This window comes from Candidatus Methanomassiliicoccus intestinalis Issoire-Mx1, assembly GCF_000404225.1.
In the GTDB taxonomy this organism is placed as follows: domain Archaea; phylum Thermoplasmatota; class Thermoplasmata; order Methanomassiliicoccales; family Methanomassiliicoccaceae; genus Methanomassiliicoccus_A; species Methanomassiliicoccus_A intestinalis.
This window is the reverse complement of record NC_021353.1, coordinates 1,694,066-1,710,121: the sequence shown is the minus strand read 5'-3', so window position 1 is coordinate 1,710,121 and position 16,056 is coordinate 1,694,066. Positions and strand designations below refer to the sequence as shown.

The 16,056-nt window shown below is 41.7% G+C and carries 15 protein-coding genes and 1 tRNA gene; 7 read left to right on the top strand and 9 right to left on the bottom strand.

The window, feature by feature from the left end; translation table 11 throughout:
• Positions 1 to 81 precede the first annotated feature (81 nt).
• From cfbA to H729_RS08180, 5 genes are read left to right on the top strand one after another with little or no spacing between them, the layout of a single operon-like run.
• Positions 82 to 468: a sirohydrochlorin nickelochelatase gene (gene cfbA, locus H729_RS08200; protein ID WP_020449542.1), complete on the top strand. Its 387-nt coding sequence runs from the start codon at positions 82 to 84 to the stop codon at positions 466 to 468.
• On the top strand, positions 469 to 1,758 hold the full coding sequence (gene cfbE, locus H729_RS08195; RefSeq protein ID WP_020449541.1) for a coenzyme F430 synthase: 1,290 nt from the start codon (positions 469 to 471) through the stop codon (positions 1,756 to 1,758).
• Positions 1,755 to 2,840, top strand: a complete 1,086-nt coding sequence (gene cfbD / locus H729_RS08190) for a Ni-sirohydrochlorin a,c-diamide reductive cyclase catalytic subunit (RefSeq protein ID WP_256365368.1) — start codon at positions 1,755 to 1,757, stop codon at positions 2,838 to 2,840. Before cfbE ends, cfbD begins: the two co-directional genes overlap by 4 nt.
• Positions 2,837 to 3,616, top strand: a complete 780-nt coding sequence (locus tag H729_RS08185) for a nucleotide-binding protein (protein WP_020449539.1) — start codon at positions 2,837 to 2,839, stop codon at positions 3,614 to 3,616. The genes cfbD and H729_RS08185 overlap by 4 nt, the downstream gene beginning before the upstream one ends.
• Positions 3,613 to 4,965, top strand: a complete 1,353-nt coding sequence (locus H729_RS08180) for a cobyrinate a,c-diamide synthase (protein ID WP_020449538.1) — start codon at positions 3,613 to 3,615, stop codon at positions 4,963 to 4,965. Before H729_RS08185 ends, H729_RS08180 begins: the two co-directional genes overlap by 4 nt.
• On the opposite strand, the gene H729_RS08175 is transcribed toward H729_RS08180, so the two are convergent.
• The 3 genes from H729_RS08175 to H729_RS08165 form a co-directional block, all read right to left on the bottom strand.
• Positions 4,902 to 6,758 (bottom strand): cation:proton antiporter, encoded by a 1,857-nt coding sequence (locus tag H729_RS08175; protein ID WP_020449537.1) that lies wholly within the window; start codon positions 6,756 to 6,758, stop codon positions 4,902 to 4,904. The genes H729_RS08180 and H729_RS08175 overlap by 64 nt on opposite strands.
• Positions 6,759 to 6,852: 94 nt before the next feature.
• Positions 6,853 to 7,662, bottom strand: coding sequence for an ABC transporter permease (locus tag H729_RS08170; RefSeq protein WP_020449536.1), 810 nt, complete (start codon positions 7,660 to 7,662; stop codon positions 6,853 to 6,855).
• A 1-nt stretch (position 7,663) separates the two neighbouring features.
• Positions 7,664 to 8,665 carry an ATP-binding cassette domain-containing protein gene (locus tag H729_RS08165; RefSeq protein ID WP_020449535.1) on the bottom strand — a complete coding sequence of 334 codons (1,002 nt, stop codon included), beginning with the start codon at positions 8,663 to 8,665 and terminating at the stop codon, positions 7,664 to 7,666.
• 235 nt (positions 8,666 to 8,900) lie between these two features.
• On the opposite strand from H729_RS08165, the gene H729_RS08160 reads away from it, so the two are divergent.
• Entirely contained in the window at positions 8,901 to 9,632 is a 732-nt protein-coding gene (locus tag H729_RS08160; protein WP_020449534.1) for a DUF5714 domain-containing protein, read from the top strand.
• A 48-nt stretch (positions 9,633 to 9,680) separates the two neighbouring features.
• Here H729_RS08160 and H729_RS08155 read toward each other — a convergent pair.
• Both H729_RS08155 and endA read right to left on the bottom strand, forming a co-directional pair.
• A tRNA-Val gene (locus H729_RS08155) sits at positions 9,681 to 9,753 on the bottom strand.
• Positions 9,754 to 9,800: 47 nt separating this feature from the next.
• A complete protein-coding gene (gene endA / locus H729_RS08150; RefSeq protein WP_020449533.1) occupies positions 9,801 to 10,853 on the bottom strand; it encodes a tRNA-intron lyase in 1,053 nt (350 codons plus the stop codon).
• Between the two features lie 117 nt (positions 10,854 to 10,970).
• On the opposite strand from endA, the gene H729_RS08145 reads away from it, so the two are divergent.
• On the top strand, positions 10,971 to 11,585 hold the full coding sequence (locus tag H729_RS08145) for an ArsR/SmtB family transcription factor (RefSeq protein ID WP_048134086.1): 615 nt from the start codon (positions 10,971 to 10,973) through the stop codon (positions 11,583 to 11,585).
• On the opposite strand, the gene H729_RS08140 is transcribed toward H729_RS08145, so the two are convergent.
• The 4 genes from H729_RS08140 to H729_RS08125 all read right to left on the bottom strand — a co-directional run bounded on the left by H729_RS08140 (position 11,586) and on the right by H729_RS08125 (position 16,027).
• Entirely contained in the window at positions 11,586 to 12,269 is a 684-nt protein-coding gene (locus H729_RS08140) for an unknown product (protein WP_020449531.1), read from the bottom strand.
• The gene (locus H729_RS08135; protein WP_020449530.1) at positions 12,250 to 13,239 is read right to left on the bottom strand and encodes a transcriptional regulator; all 990 of its coding nucleotides are present in this window, start codon (positions 13,237 to 13,239) and stop codon (positions 12,250 to 12,252) included. The genes H729_RS08140 and H729_RS08135 overlap by 20 nt, the downstream gene beginning before the upstream one ends.
• A 95-nt stretch (positions 13,240 to 13,334) precedes the next feature.
• Entirely contained in the window at positions 13,335 to 13,841 is a 507-nt protein-coding gene (gene hsp20 / locus H729_RS08130) for an archaeal heat shock protein Hsp20 (RefSeq protein WP_020449529.1), read from the bottom strand.
• 5 nt (positions 13,842 to 13,846) lie between these two features.
• The gene (locus tag H729_RS08125) at positions 13,847 to 16,027 is read right to left on the bottom strand and encodes a CDC48 family AAA ATPase (protein WP_020449528.1); all 2,181 of its coding nucleotides are present in this window, start codon (positions 16,025 to 16,027) and stop codon (positions 13,847 to 13,849) included.
• Positions 16,028 to 16,056: the final 29 nt, after the last annotated feature.

The following is a 16,056-nucleotide window of genomic DNA, read 5'->3' as shown; positions in this document are numbered from 1 at the left end:
AATCCAGCCTGAAAGGTTTAATAGACGAGACATATTTCAGCCAATGCCGAAAGGCATGTGACAAAAAAGGGGATACAATAAATGAAAACCGGAGTAATTGTAATAGGACACGGAAGCAAGCTAGATTACAACAAAAAAGTAGTCGATTTTACTGCAGAAAAAATGAAGGGTATGGGTCTCGGCCCGGTTACACCTGCATACATGCAGTTGAATGCACCAACTATTGATGAGGGAATGAAATGGTTAGTTTCTCAGGGCGTGGATACTATTTTTGTACAGCCATGTTTCCTGGCATCTGGTATGCACCTAACTGAAGATATACCGCTTGCTATAGGGCTGCCGATCGGTTCTAAAGAAGGACAGATAATGGTTGGCGACAAACAGGTCACCCTGAAATACTGCGATCCTATCGGAGAAGATGAAAGGATAGCTCAGATCCTTGCAGACAGAATTAAGGAACGGATGTAAATGAGTATCAGCGTCCTTGTTCTAGATCTCACCCATGGCGGTGAGATACTGGCCAAGGAGTATGCACAAAAAGGATACAACGTTACAGCAGTGGATGTCTATCACACAGCCAGTCAGAACATTAAGGATTCTCTGGCTATATGCGGAGTGGAAGTGCTAAATGAAGCTCCGGAGAGATCATTCGATCTTGGTATTGTACCCATTCACTGCCCGGATAAATACATAGGAAAAGCAAACATTTCAAAACGCTTAACATCTCATGAGGCCGTTGGTCAACTGGCCTCATTTACTTTTCCTACTGTAGAAATAACCGGCGTGTGGGGAAAAACATCTGCCTGCCATGTTCTGGCACACATATTAACCGCATGTGGAAAAAAAGTTCTTTTGCATACTAGCCGTGGCCGGGGGATAATCAGTTCAGAAGGTTCTGTGGTGCTAAAGGATAAAGTAAGCATTGCACCTCCTGCAGTCTTAGATGCTTCAAAATTGGATTTAGATGTAGATATTGGGATATTCGAAGTCAGTATCGGCGGTACGGGGCTGTCCAGCGTTTCAGCCATAACTTCATTAGGCAACAATTATCTGATTGCTGCAGGTACAAAGAAGGCTTTTGACGGAAAGGTGCAGATGATTTCTGCTGCCAAAGGTACAGTCGTATATCCACATGATGAATCAGACATATGGTCTCCGTATGTTCCAGATGGTGTAAAAACCGTGACTTTTGGTGGCGGAGATATCAAATTGACATTGCCGGATAAACTGACACTTGGCAAGCAGGTTCATGCCACTGTCGATACACCTGAAGGATCATACGAGGTTAAACTGCAGTCTTCATATCTTGTTCCAAGCTATTCCATTGCCATTTCTACTGCTCTAGGATGTGCATACGCATTAGGCATTGATATGGCACAAGCTGTCTCTTCATTGTCAAGCTTTAATGGGGTTCCAGGCAGGGGAGAGGTACTCGAGGAAAAGGGCTGGTTCAGAATAACTGACCGTAATCCCGGTGTAAGCGCAGGTTCCATTGCTTGGAATCTTAGAATGCTTGAGAACTATTACTCACAGACTGATATAGGGGTTGCTCTAGATCCAGTAAATGCAAAAGTCTGTGAAAAATTAGATCTTACTGATGTAAATGCCTTGCTGTCCTCGGATGAATGTGTAACTGGTCAGTATCTCATGAATATGCCGGGATTTGAAACTCCTGGATTCAGACGTATTGATGGATTTACAGATGTGCGCGGAAAGCATAAGGTTCTCATGTGTTTCACTAAGGAGGGGTATCTCTGAATGATGTTCTTCATCCGAGACCCAATCCGATCGTTGCCGCAATGTATACTCTTAGGGATCTAGACGTTGATGTAATTTTAATCCATGGACCTGCAGGATGCGGGTTCATGCCATCCCGGAGGCTTGAAGAAGCCGGTGTCCGAGTAATGACCACTGGAATGCAGGAAAATGATTTGATTTTTGGAGCAGAAGAAAAATTGATTAGAATCTTAAAGCACATAGATTCCAACTATGCTCCAGGGTTAATCGGTGTAGTTGGTACATGTTCTTCCATGATCATTGGAGAGAATTTAGACGGCGCTGTTAAAAAGGCAGATCTTAAGGCTAAGGTTCTATGTGTTGATGTGCATGGTTGCTCTGGCCCAAATACATCTGGAGCGATAAGAACGCTTGAAGTGGCTTCACTCGGCGGCATAATCAGCAAAGAAGAAGCAGACAGGCAGATCTCAATACTGCAGCGTGCAACTTTAGTTGAAAGGGAAAAAGGTCTGACCAGCAGGGAATATCTCGAGCCTCATCCAGGTGCAACTAAACTTTCAGCAGCTCTGAAGATTGTAAATACGCTTAGAGGCGGAGGGAAGGTTGCGGTAGCTGTGAATGCCAAGAAAGAAACTGCTTATGGTTTTGCTGATTTGATCAAAGCAGTGGATTATGCAAAAATGAAGGTTGGCGGCAGTTCTGATTACATTGGTAATTTTGCTTTGGATATCGGGCTCCCGCGCATTAGGCGGTATGCTAAAGACATCACTGATGATCTTGTTTCTTGCGGTATAACAAATGTATCAATCACCGGCGGTTTAGATGAATATCCAGTTCTTGGCGAAGCTTGTTCAAAAGCATTAGATGCATCTCATGCTGATCTGCGTATAATCGCTGGTCTGCCGCATATTGTTCCAAACCTGAAAACAGATGATATTCTTGTAACTGATCAGCCGCGTGAGATCAGAAACTACATTGACAAAGGTTTCGAATATTCCATTGGAGAAATAAACACTCACGCTGCAGTAATGTCGGCAAGATCAATTATACCGTCAGAACTTGGAAATACAATCCGTGAAGTTGTAGACGGAGGAATCGTATGAAACAGATCGCTGTATATGGAAAAGGCGGAATCGGAAAATCTACAGTTTCGGCGAACTTATGTGCAGCTGTTGCAGAGCTTGGTTTAAAAGCCTGGTATGTTGGATGCGATCCCAAATCCGATGGCAGTATGACACTTATGGGTGGAAAGAGCATCCCTACATTTCTTGAACAAAAAAAGTCAGGTCTGAATGAAGTTGTGTTCGAGGGATACCGGGGAATCCATTGTGTAGAAGTCGGAGGCCCACTAGCTGGAGTAGGATGTGCCGGCAGAGGTATATTAGTTGCTATGCAGGAATTATCTAAAAATTATCTGAAAGATGATGATGACTTCTTGCTATATGATGTTCCTGGTGACGTAGTTTGCGGGGGATTCGCTTCTCCGATTAGAGAAGGATTTGCAGATGAAGTTTACATAGTGACGTCTGGTGAATATCTTTCTCTGTATGCTGCTAATAATATTGCCAGAGGCCTATCAAATCTTGATGTTAAGTTGGGAGGTATAATCTGTAACTCCAGAGAAACTGAGAATGAGAAGGATACCGTATCTACATTTGCATCAATGATTCATTCAAAGATGATAGGTTATATTCCTCGCCATTCTTCTGTAAGGGAGTGTGAAAATCACGGCATGACTGTTATAGAAGGTGCTCCCGAAAGCTCTCAGGCAGAAGCCTACAGAAAGCTTAGAGATGCTATTCTTTCTAACGACTCAGCTGCAGTTCCCGTTCCCGTAACTCCCGATGAGATCCGATGCATGCTAAGAGGGATTAATTGAGCAGTAATCATCCTAGAGTAGTTATTGCAGGTACTGGCAGCGGTGTTGGAAAGACTGCAATTACTGCTGGCATAATGAACCGCTTGTCTAAACATCGATGTGTGCAGGGTTACAAAGTGGGTCCAGATTTCATCGACCCCATGTTTCATACTCTGGCATGTAAGAGACAATCTAGGAATTTAGACTCTTTTTTTATGGATCAAGTCACAATTAAAAATTTATTTGGATGGGCTTCGCAAGATGCAGATATCAGCATTATCGAAGGTGTCAGAGGCCTCTATGATGGATTAACCTCTACAGGAGATGATGGCAGCACTGCAGAAATTGCAAAATTTCTTGGTGCTCCAGTTATCCTGGTGGTCAATGCTAGAAGTTTAGCCAAAAGTGCTGCAGCACACGTTCTGGGATTCAAAATGCTGGATCCAGATGTAACAATCGCCGGTGTAATCTTGAACAATGTTAGCGGAGACCGACATAGAAAGAAAGCTACTGAGGCAGTTGAAAATCTGACTTCTATTCCAGTAGTTGGAACTGTAGAAAAACTTCATGAGAAACTGGCAGAACGTCATTTGGGTTTAGTCACAACCTTTGAGTCTGATAATTCAAAGATTTTAAAACAGACTTCTGATATGGTTGAGAACATTGATTTTTCACAAATAGAAGAAATTGCAGACAATGCTGCTGACATGCAGTTTAATATTAACTGTCCATTTGAAACTTCACCTTGTGAGAATGTTAAGATAGGAATACCGTTTGATAAAGCATACTCATTTTATTATCATGAAAATTTAGAATCTCTCCACTATGCTGGTGCATGTTTGAAATATTTTAAGCCTACTGAAGGAGAATCACTCCCAGATGTTGATGGAATATACCTTGGCGGGGGATATCCAGAAATCTATGCTTCAGAAATCTCTTCTAATAAAGATTTTATTGAGGGATTAAAAACTTTTTCAGATGACGGTAAATTAGTGTATGGCGAATGTGGTGGGATGATGACATTATGTTCATCTATTGTCAATATGAATGAATATAAAATGGCTAATATATTCCCTGAGAAAGCTGTTCAAACGCAGCAGAGGCAGGGACTGTCTTATGTAAAAGCTACTGCTACTCCAGATAATTTTCTTTTCGCAGGACAAGAAATAAGATCTCATGAATTTCATTATTCTCATCTAGATCCGTCACCATCTGGGCCATTTGCATATTCTATCTCGAGAGGTACGGGATTCAATAATGGATTTGATGGTAAAATTGTAAATAAGACAATTGGTACGTATATGCATCAACATGCATTATCAACTAAGTCTTGGGGAACATCATTTGTGAAGTTTATGTCTGATGCATGATTATAGTGTTTCTTTATTCCAATAATCACATCACCGGAACTTATAACTGGTAAACCTTTTTTCATCAGTCTCTTCTTCTCAATTGGATTTAATTCTGAAGCGTAATATACCTTATCTCCAGGAGACATATCCACATTGCCGTTTGCATACACGATTGCTAATGCGACATCTCCAGGTGTCAGTTTTTCCATTATTTCGATAGTTCCTCCGCTTTCAATCATACTTTCAATAATGTATTGAGATAATTTTGGAGAAAATGCGATTCTGCTTCTTTTCTGGGAGTGAAGGATGGATGGGTATGCAACATTATTGTGTGGTAAATTCATGACATATCTGCGACCTAATTTGGCAGAGGCATGGAACTCGATAAGCCTCTCAGCTGTGCTTTCCGGAGCAACTACAATCAGCTGCGACAGCGAAGCTTCTTCCAGTGCCTTATCAATATCGTCCATGCTGTAGTGAATGGATGCTAGTTTCACATCTTTCCGAGGACTGTCTATGCGCTCTGGAAAATCTGTAACAAAAACCAGAGTTGAAACTCCCACATCTTTTAGTTTTCCTGCGAGTTCTATGGCCCACATCTTATTGCTGATAAATCCTACTCCGTGCCGCGGCGGTTCTGTGATCTCCAGATGCCTTGCCAGTGGCAGTGCGATTATGCTGTATATTATCCCTGCGCCAAGAACTACGCCAAATACGACAGGCAGTAGAAATTCACATCCTATGCCAGCCTGTGTCAATGATACTGAAAATTGAGATGCTGTAGCGGCTGCGACAATACCTCTAGGTTCCATAAATGCAATCATAATCTTTTCTTTTTTGCTTAGCTTCGTTCCGCTTAACGCAATTCTGGACGCTAGCGGACGAAGAATTAGTATAACAAATACTAATATGATTACAATCGGAACAATATATGTTATAAGTCCATTTATTGGTACCAGCGCTCCAAGTGTAACAAATAATATTCCTATAATGAGAACTTCAACAGTCATTCCGAAACCTTTTATGCTGGTCATAGACACAGCTCTTTGATTTCCTAAGATGAATCCTAGAACTGTTGATGCGAATAATCCAGAACCTGGCACCATGACTTCTGAAAACGTAAAGGCAATTACCGCAAACATCAGGCATACCGCAGCTTCCAAGGTATCAGAAACCATATTTCTGGAGAGGATTATTGTAAGCAGTATTGCAAGGATTATTCCTACAGCTATTCCGAATCCAGCGCAGATCACGAGATTTAAAATAGGATTGGTATGACCTACAGACAATATAACATTTAGAATAACTATTCCTATTGTTGCACCAATTGGATCTAGGAAAACACCTTCCCATTCAAGAACACTGGCAACCTTTCTTTTTAATCCAGTTGATTTGATCAATGGACCGATAACTGTAGGACCAGAGACTCCCAGTATTGCGCCTACTAACAGGGCCATATCTATGCTTACATCCAGCACATAATACAGCAGTACGGCGGTTCCAAAAATTGTGATCAAAAGTCCTATGCTTGTAAGTCTGACAACAGGTTTACGGCTTTCAGCGGGAAGATCTGCAATATGTAATTTTAATGCACTTTGAAAAAGCAGTAGAGAAACTAAAAATGTAACTCCTGGATATAAGAGATCTCCAAAGATCTGTTCCGGCTTTACTATGCCAAAAACACCTCCTGCAATCAGACCTGCAGGTAATAATATTAAAAGCGGAGGAATTCTCAGCAATCTTCCCAGCCATTGGGCGCCAATTCCAATGACGAATATTGCGAGCAGGCCTAAGTAAATCTCGCTTTCCATAGTCTGATCTCTAGTTAGCAGAAAGGTGAGTTTGGTATTTTGCCAAACTCATTTTTTTGGATGTGATAGGCTTTCAGTTTAAATATGCATTGGATCAGGCCTTTAAACCGCGTCTTGCAAAAAACATACCCAGTGCAGTGATTACTACTGCTACAACAACCAATACTAGTATGTCCATTCCCAGACTCATGCTGGGAATTGATATCATCACATCTCCGACAGATACTCTTCTGGCGGCATCTGCTGCGTAAGTAAGTGGATTGACATTTGCCACTATCTTCAATGCTTCTGGGAATGAAGCGGTTGGGAACAGGACGCCAGATGCAAACATTAATGGAAGGTTCAAAAGCATGTTTATGCCCATTAGTACATCCTGATTCTTGATTACAAGTCCCAGCGCAACAAATATCGAAGAGAATGTAAGAGCTACCATCGCAACGATCAGGATCAGCGTTAGGAAGTCTAATACATTAAATCCCGCCATGAACTTTAAGCCAAATGCAAGTCCAATAATCAGAATCAACAGGGACTGAATTATGGCTTTGACTGTAGTGGACAAGACCTTCGAGAGCGGAATGACGCCTCTTGGCACAGGTGCTGCTTTTAGTTTTTCAAGGAATCCAAATCTCCTGTCCCATACTACAGACATTCCTGCATTCATGGATGTAGTCAAGGCTGTAATTATTACAAGTCCTATGATCAGGAAGCTCATGTAATCTATTTCCTGGCCCACCTGCTCCATGGCTGAATTGATAAAACCATTCATTGCAAAACCAAAAAGACCAAGCCATATAACCGGCTGGATCAGCGCCATAAATATCTGCATTTTACTTCTGTACCAATGTTTCAACTCTCTGCCTGTAAGGGCAGAGGTTTGTCTGATGTATGTTTTCAATTCAGACATTTTATCGCCTTCTGCGGTTCTGCGCTGCAGCGGCTCTTGCTGCAAACTTGTCCATCTTCCCAGCATCATCTCTCAATGATTTCCCTGTGTATTTCAAGAATACCTGATTCATGCTGGGCTTCTGGAGTGATATATTCTTAATCTTCCATCTCTCTTCAGCTATTCTAGATAAGATCGATTCCATGGCGTTGTCGCCATTTGGAGTTCTAAGAATGTATTTTCCATCTTTATACTCGATTTCATCAATTCCAGGTATTGATCTCAAGGTGTTTCTGCACTCCTGCGATTCATCAACCTCGATTTCAATTAAATCTCCACCCAGTGAAGCTTTCAGTTCATCAGGTGTACCGATAACTATGATTTTTCCCCTATCAATTATTGCAATCCGGTCACAGAGAGATTCTGCTTCTTCTAGATAGTGAGTAGTCAGGAACACAGTCATTCCACTTTGTTTTTTTATGTTTGTTATGTACTCCCAGATGATCTCTCTAGTTTGGATATCCAATCCCAGTGTTGGTTCATCTAAGAACAATATCTTTGGATGATGAATCAGACCTTCTGCTAATTCCAGCCTTTTTCTCATCCCTCCAGAATATGTATCAACACGTCTGTCAGCAGCTTCTTCTAATTTCACTATTGAAAGAAGTTCATCTATCCTCTCTTTTGCAACATTTTTGGGAACATCGTATAGGTCTGCCTGCAGCTGCATATTCTCTCTTCCAGACAGCTGGTCATCGGCTGTCAGAGCCTGCGGCACCAAACCAATTGTTTTACGTACTTGTTTAGCCGATTTGACAGAATCTTTACCGTCTATTACTATCTGCCCGCTTGTAGGTGTCAGAAGAGTGGTAATCATTGAAATCGTTGTTGACTTTCCAGCACCATTCGGTCCTAAAAAGCCAAAGATCTCTCCTTCTTTTACATCGAAGCTTACTCCATCAACTGCACGAATGTTTTTGTCAAAGATCTTTTTTAAATCCCTGACTTCAATAATATTTTCCATAGCCTCTCCTCATCCTTCGCAGTTTTTCATTACTAGTTTGAGAATATATACCTTTAACGTTGTTTTATATACAACTGCTCAACGATTTAATAGATAGATTTATTAATTAACAATGGACTCTATTAATGCTTAATTTAATTCAGTGCTGAATAGCACTTTTGTTTGATGCTGTGTGATTATCGTAGTTGTAATCGCCTCATAAAAATCTTTTAGACAGCAAATAAGGAGGAGTAATATGACTGACTTGTTGAGTCTGAATACTTGTGTTGTGTGTGGAGAGCCCATACTTTACAGAAACACCCCAGAAACCGCTATCTGTTCTGTATGTGGAGTACAGTTTGATTGTGAAGGCTCCTGTGCCAATGGACACAGTGTCTGTAAAAGCTGTTATGACAATAAAGCAATAAACATAATAAAAACAACATGCCTTGGATCTGAATCAAAAAACCCGTATGATATTGCAATTGCGATTATGAAGAATTCTGCAGTGCGAATGCATGATGTCAAGCATCATATCCTGGTGGGTGCATCACTGCTTACCGCATACAACAATGCTGGAGGAGATATTGATGACATATCCGCTGCTTTGGATGAAATGGAAAAGCGCGGCAAGCAGGTGCCTCCAGGTGCTTGTGGATACTTTGGATCCTGCGGGGCCGCGGTAAGTTGCGGAGCGTTTTACAGCATAATCTCAAAATCCACACCATACAGTGAAACTCAGTGGGGACTTGTAAACACTTTGACTGGTACATGCCTCATTGAAATTGGAAAAATCGGAGGTCCACGGTGTTGCAAACGTGATTCATTCATTGCATTGAACACCGCTATTGACTTTGTGGATTCTAATCTGGGTATACAAATGCAGAAACCTGATAAATTAGTATGTGATTTTAGTGAAAGAAATAAGGAATGCATAAAAGAAAAATGTCCATATTACAATAAGGAACAATTGGAAAATCACGATTGATCAGAGCGTATCCGCTTTGTATGAATCACAGGACTAAAAAACATAAAGTGGGCTCAGCCAGATTCGAACTGGCGATCTTCTCCGTGTGAAGGAGACGTCATAACCGCTAGACCATGAGCCCTTATCATTCCCCAATATCTGACGATATTTATATGCTTTGGGTGGAGTTTAGGGTCTGACTCTAGTCAGCTTTATATACTCTATTTTTTCAGAAGAGACTCTGGCAAATAAAATCTCTTTTTTCACGCCATGTGCAAGTCTAACTGCCCTTGATATTTCTGGCCAGATCGTTTCATAGTCATTCGGTATTGAATGAACCAGCCATCTGGCGTGAGTTTTGTCTGGGTCATCGTCATACACTCTAAAATGCGACCCATATTTGAATCCGGTTTTTACTATTAATGATCTAGACCGGAGATCGTTGTATACTGCAAGCCTAAGATCAAAATCCGGCTGAAATTTCAAAGCTCTCTTCTTAAAACGGTCTGTATTTATCCGCCTGTTGGAAGCAATCCTGATGACTTCCAGCCATCCTTTTTCCATAAGATGAGCAGCTTCAATCAATGACAATTGAAGAACGGCGCCTGTTTGTTTCCCATAGTATCCGTGATCCTGCAGCTTTTCTACGGACTTCTGATCAAATACCAGAACGCGGTCTTCCATTAACGAGGCTACAGCGGGTCCGCCTTCCCACTTTACGTTTACATTTCCCTTAGGTTCGGATTTACATGGGTGGTAGTATGTAATGTCCCCTTCTTCGTCAACAACTCCTGTCAAGAGCTCTTTTCTTGTTTGGTCTGCTTGTTCAATGCTGGCTACAAAAGGATCGATCTGAAAAGTTGCACGCTCACTTACAGACATTACCCAGCTTTTGGTTTGAGAGTTATTTGGTGTTCCGCCTCGCGGGAACAAACGGAAATTAAAGTCCCCGCCTGTTTTAACTATGTATCCCCTCTGCCTTAGATCTCTGTACACTGTGTAATCTATCTCAAAATCTCTGTGGATCAGCGATGCCGCTCTAATCAGATCTTCCAGAGTTATAGGGCCATCGCTGTTCACGACTTCCAGCCGGTTTGACTCAACAAGATATGATGCCTCCATCAGGTCAAGCTCCAAGCCTCCGCCAGACATGGGATACCCATAGCACCCTTTGTTGTAGATTGTACTAGCTTCAGCTGAGTCTTTAATCATTACCCGATCTTCTTCAAGCTCTCCAGGCATCGCTTGTCAAATGGCTGTACTATATTTGTAGATATTCCTTTGCTGGATTCTGTATCTGATCCTATTCAGTATCAGAAATAAATAAATACTGAGTATACAACTTATAGTTACATAGAGATGGAACAGATGAGCGATCTCGATTCAATACTGTCAGTTATAGAAAATCCTGCGAGACGGCAGATTTTAGAAGCATTAGTCAGAGAACCTCATTATCCTTTGCAACTGTCTAAGGAATTAGGCATCAGCCAGCAGGCTGTGGTAAAACATCTCAAGGTTCTGGAAGAAAACGGCTTAGTGGAATCCTATACGGAGAAAAGCGACCTCAAAGGTCCGCAGAGGAGAAAGTACTATCCCATTCAGACGTTCAGCGTGGTGGTTGACATGGGGCCGAATCTATTCAGTGCTGAATTAATTTCCAGAGAACAAACAGCCGAAGATTTGGTTGAAAAAGAAGGGTCGCAGGATGTCTCTGAGTTAAGAGATCGCATGAAGAAAATTGAAGATGAACTTGATATGCTGAACAATAGGCGGGAAGAGCTTCTCGCAGAGAAAGAAAAGCTCCTGCAATCCGCAAGAGAAACAACTTCTTCAATTCCCGATTATATGGTTAGAAAGATAATTCATGAGTTTATTCTTCATCCAGACTGCAGTATGAATGATATTGCTAAGATGATCTCTGTAAGAGATGATATTGTTCTGGATTCGATCAGAGAATGGATGTCAGACTGGTAATCAGACAGTCTCTTTCATTTCGTTCTTTATCTCAATAACGTCAGAGAGTTCTTGGCATTCAGCACAAGATTTTTCGCTCAAAAGCGAAACGACAGCATCTGCTCGCTCTACTTCAATTACTGCGAGTATGTTGCTGTATGTTCTGGACAGTGCTTTGATTACTGATGCCATGTGAGTTTCTCTCTCTGTTTCAAGTTCTCTAAAACCTTTTTTATTAACCATCAAGTCCCAGGATATAGCAAAAGCTTCAGGAGATGAAAAATCGAACTTATTCTTTTTTCTCAGCAGTCCTTTTGCTCTTCTCGATTCTTTGAGCATTTCCATTGTTTTGACATTTCTGCAGTATGATTCTGTATAAACTTCATCATTCATATCTATCGGCAGAATTGGTATGTCATGTGAGACTGCGGCATTCAGCGCAGATACGAGATATGGAGATGGAGTTGCAACTTCTCCAAACTTTTCCAGCATCGCAGCATAAACGATTTCAATATCATTAAGCTCTATTTCATCAGTAGGTTCCATCTCTTTTAAAGCCGCCAATTCTTCTTTTGAAATGGCGACAGCAATAACATCAGGGGATACGCTTTCTACAGCATTCAATACCCTTTCTGAATCAGATACCAGTCCTTTCACGGCAGCCAATACCGTTACAACCGAGTTTTCAACTTTTATTTGTCTCATTACTGTCGCTCCTTGAGCTTACGATATCATAGAGAACATAAGTTTCATCGATACTGTTGAGTTCTTCGCGATCTATCAGGGGGGTACCGCCAATGCTTTCTCTGCCCCTGCCTCTTTCTATAATTACTACAGAACATCTGCCGGTAACTCTCGATATGTCTGAAACGCTTGCTGCTTTAGAAAGTATGCTGTTTTCGTCTTTGCCAAGTGCAGTAAGTATCAATATCTGACTGTCCTGGGCTAAAGCTTCAAATGGGCTTCTGGTAACTGGAGTTACAGAAAATCCCATTGTTGACAGAGTATTGAACACTTCCTTGCTGAATACATCCTGAGTAGAAGGCTGCGGAACAGTGGCCGGCGCAATCTCTTTTTTTTGCGATGTTTTCAACTTCTGTATTGGGGCAAATGGATCTATAGGCACTAATATGGGTTGATTTAGATATTCTTCCAGCCTCAGTGCAGCGTCAATCATTGCCCCCATTCCGCCTTCGTACATTTGTATTGTACGCCTTGATACACCTGCGATTTCAGCCAGAGTTCCGAGAGATATGTTCTTCTCTTCTCTGATCTGGTGCATGAGTTCGCTGTCTATCTTTACGTAAAATCCTCCAGATGCTGCAAATATCAGCGGAGGGACATTTTCAATTATGTAGTCTGAAAGCGTTCCTACAGAAATTATCGGAATTCCAAATCTGGAGTATATTATGCCGGATTCTATCTCTCCGGATCCAGACCGTTCTCCTATGAGGATCGGAGATGCCCCTAAGGCTTGACTTATGCATAGAAGTTCTTCTGCATTATCTTTTGAAAATGCATCAACGTTGCTGAGAACCTTGATAATTATCAAAACTTCATCTCGTCTAGCAACAATATCGAACCGTGTACCCCTCATCGAAAGAGGCTTTGATACTTCGAACTGTGCATGTGTAAGCATAGTTCTTACGGTTTCAATGGCCTCTTCTCTAGTCATGAATTCGACAGATGCGAACTTCTAGAAATACCTTAGTCTGGAGATTTCACATCCGATACTGTATAATTCTAAAAAATGAAAAAGTTTAAAGGGTTTCAATCTTCTTTTTCAATTTTGATTGATGTCCCTTTATTGGATGCCTTTTCCATAATTACTGTCAAGACCCCATTTTTATAGGTGGCTTTAGCAGAATCAGGCGATACCGTTGAAGGCAGCTGCAATTTTTTAGAGAATTTACGGTCTTCACGGTTTACAGAAATGTCAAGAGTGCTGTTTTCTGCATTCAGATTAATATCTTCCAGTTCTACTCCCGGCAGTTCTATGATAACTTTTATCCCATTCCCTTCGTCAACAATATCTGTTAAAGGTTCTCTTCCGCCACTTTCTATCTGATTACAGTTGGTATTTCCAAACTCTTGTATCTGAGCTTTACCATCTGGCCCTACCCTCATTGAGAATCCATATATGAGGGGCTGATCCTCCTCAGCAAAATCTTCCTTTGCATATCTGGAGAACATACTGTTCATACGTCTGCGCATGTCTTCAAATTCTTCATCAAAGCTTCCAAATATTTCATCCCAGGGGGATATTCTTCTAGCCATATTTCTCACCTCACGTAAACATAATCTTCTGCCGCTTTCTCATATATTCCAAGTTCTGATCTAGACATGGGTCTTACTTTTTCCAGTGCCATGTTAAAGAAAGACATGTCAATTTTTTGAGATTTCATTAATTCCTTATTGTCTCCGTTTTTAGCAATAATTGATCGTATAGCAAGCATCACCGCTTCATTGGTCAATGCAGCCAGGTCTGCACCGGTAAATCCTTCTGTTTTTTCTGCCAGTTTATCAATATCCACATCATCTGCCAGAGGTTTCTTGTCAGTGTGAATATGCAGAATCTGCCTTCTCGCATCCAAATCCGGCATTCCTACTTTGACTATCCTGTCAAATCTACCAGGCCTCAGCAAAGCAGGATCCAGTATATCTGGCCGGTTAGTGGCTGCGATCACTATTACATTGTTTAAGCTCTGCATTCCATCTATTTCAGTCAGCAGCTGTGATATGACGCGTTCTGTGACATGCGAGTCTCCTTCACCGCCTCTTGTTGGGGCAATCGAATCGATTTCATCCATGAATATTACACATGGAGCTGCCTGCCGTGCTTTTCTGAATGTTTCTCTAACTGCTTTTTCCGATTCTCCCACCCACTTGCTCAAGAATTCGGGTCCTTTTACGTTTATAAAGTTAGCTTCAGACTCTGTGGCAACTGCTTTTGCCATCATGGTCTTACCAGTTCCAGGTGGTCCATACAGCAAAACTCCTTTTGGAAGTGCAGTATCCATATAGTCAAACACATCAGCGTATTTCAGTGGCCATTCAACAGCTTCCTGAAGTTCACGCTTTACGTCTTCCAATCCTCCTATGTCAGCCCAGTGAACGTCTGGTTTTTCAACCAATACTTCTCTGAGTGCTGAAGGCTGCATTTCACGAAGTGCAGAGAAGAAATCTTCCCTTTTTACTGTGATCTTATTCAGTACTTCTATTGGTATGGATTCCATCTCTAAATCTAAATCTGGCAGTATCCTGCGCAGCGATCTGATCGCAGCTTCTTTGCATAGGGCAGACAGATCAGCTCCGACATACCCATGTGTTAAATCCGCAAGTTCTTCCAGAGATACCTCTGATTCCAGGGGCATACCTCTTGTATGAATCTGCAGAATCTCAAGCCGTCCGTCTTTATTGGGAGGATTAATCTCTATTTCACGATCAAATCTTCCTGGTCTTCTCAACGCTGGGTCTATTGCATTCGGCCTGTTTGTAGCACCAATCACTACAACCTTTCCTCTTGCCTCTAGACCATCCATGAGTGACAGCAGCTGAGCCACCACTCTGCGTTCAGTCTCTCCGCTTACGTCTTCTCTTTTAGGCGCAATCGAATCGATCTCATCTATGAATATTATTGAAGGAGCATTTTCTTCAGCTTGTTTGAATATCTCTCTCAGCCTTTCTTCACTTTCTCCATAGAATTTTGACATGATCTCCGGGCCGCCTATTGTGATGAAGTTGGCATTTGTCTCACCCGCTACAGCCTTTGCTAAAAGCGTTTTTCCATTTCCTGGAGGACCATGCAGAAGGACTCCTTTCGGAGCTTCTACCCCTAACCTCTCAAACAGCTCTGGATGTCTGAGTGGAAGTTCAATCATTTCTCTAACTTTTTTTACTTCTTCTTCAAGCCCGCCAATATCCTCATATGTAACTTTTGGAATGCTGGCTTGATCTTCCTTTACTGGTTTTTCACTAATCTTTACTTCCGTTTTCCTATTGATTATTGTAGCATCAGCCGTGGGAGCAAAGTTAACGACCACAAGATCTATTTTTCTTCCCATTACATTGATTTGAATAATATCGCCGCGCGTGACTGCACGTCCTTCCAATATCTGACCAAGATATTCTTCACCTCCCATTATGCGGAGTGGTTCGGTCGGGGCAAATGTGATCTTTCTTGCCTCTCTAGCTTCTATCTTTTTTATAGAGACGCGTTCATCGATGCTGGTTCCTGCATTTCTTCGCATATTTCCATCAATTCTGAGAATGCCTTTTTCAGCATCTTCTGCATATCCCGGCCATACAATGGCTGTAGTCTTGCGTTTTCCTGCAATCTGAATCAAATCTCCTGCAGTAAGCTCCATAGACTCCATCATTGCCGGATCAACTCTGGCTACGCCTCTTTCTGCATCTTTAGATTTAGCTTCGGCAACTCTCAATGTTTTTTCAACGGCATCCATTCAAACCACTTGCAATATTTACGTAATTG

Excerpts from the sequence above, each read along its gene's own strand:
- cfbA (WP_020449542.1), top strand. The coding sequence starts at position 82 with ATGAAAACCGGAGTAATTGTAATAGGACACGGAAGCAAGCTAGATTAC.
- cfbE (WP_020449541.1), top strand. The coding sequence starts at position 469 with ATGAGTATCAGCGTCCTTGTTCTAGATCTCACCCATGGCGGTGAGATA.
- H729_RS08185 (WP_020449539.1), top strand. The coding sequence starts at position 2,837 with ATGAAACAGATCGCTGTATATGGAAAAGGCGGAATCGGAAAATCTACA.
- H729_RS08175 (WP_020449537.1), bottom strand. The coding sequence starts at position 6,758 with ATGGAAAGCGAGATTTACTTAGGCCTGCTCGCAATATTCGTCATTGGA.
- H729_RS08170 (WP_020449536.1), bottom strand. The coding sequence starts at position 7,662 with ATGTCTGAATTGAAAACATACATCAGACAAACCTCTGCCCTTACAGGC.
- H729_RS08165 (WP_020449535.1), bottom strand. The coding sequence starts at position 8,665 with ATGGAAAATATTATTGAAGTCAGGGATTTAAAAAAGATCTTTGACAAA.
- H729_RS08160 (WP_020449534.1), top strand. The coding sequence starts at position 8,901 with ATGACTGACTTGTTGAGTCTGAATACTTGTGTTGTGTGTGGAGAGCCC.
- endA (WP_020449533.1), bottom strand. The coding sequence starts at position 10,853 with ATGCCTGGAGAGCTTGAAGAAGATCGGGTAATGATTAAAGACTCAGCT.
- H729_RS08145 (WP_048134086.1), top strand. The coding sequence starts at position 10,971 with ATGGAACAGATGAGCGATCTCGATTCAATACTGTCAGTTATAGAAAAT.
- H729_RS08140 (WP_020449531.1), bottom strand. The coding sequence starts at position 12,269 with ATGAGACAAATAAAAGTTGAAAACTCGGTTGTAACGGTATTGGCTGCC.
- H729_RS08135 (WP_020449530.1), bottom strand. The coding sequence starts at position 13,239 with ATGACTAGAGAAGAGGCCATTGAAACCGTAAGAACTATGCTTACACAT.
- hsp20 (WP_020449529.1), bottom strand. The coding sequence starts at position 13,841 with ATGGCTAGAAGAATATCCCCCTGGGATGAAATATTTGGAAGCTTTGAT.
- H729_RS08125 (WP_020449528.1), bottom strand. The coding sequence starts at position 16,027 with ATGGATGCCGTTGAAAAAACATTGAGAGTTGCCGAAGCTAAATCTAAA.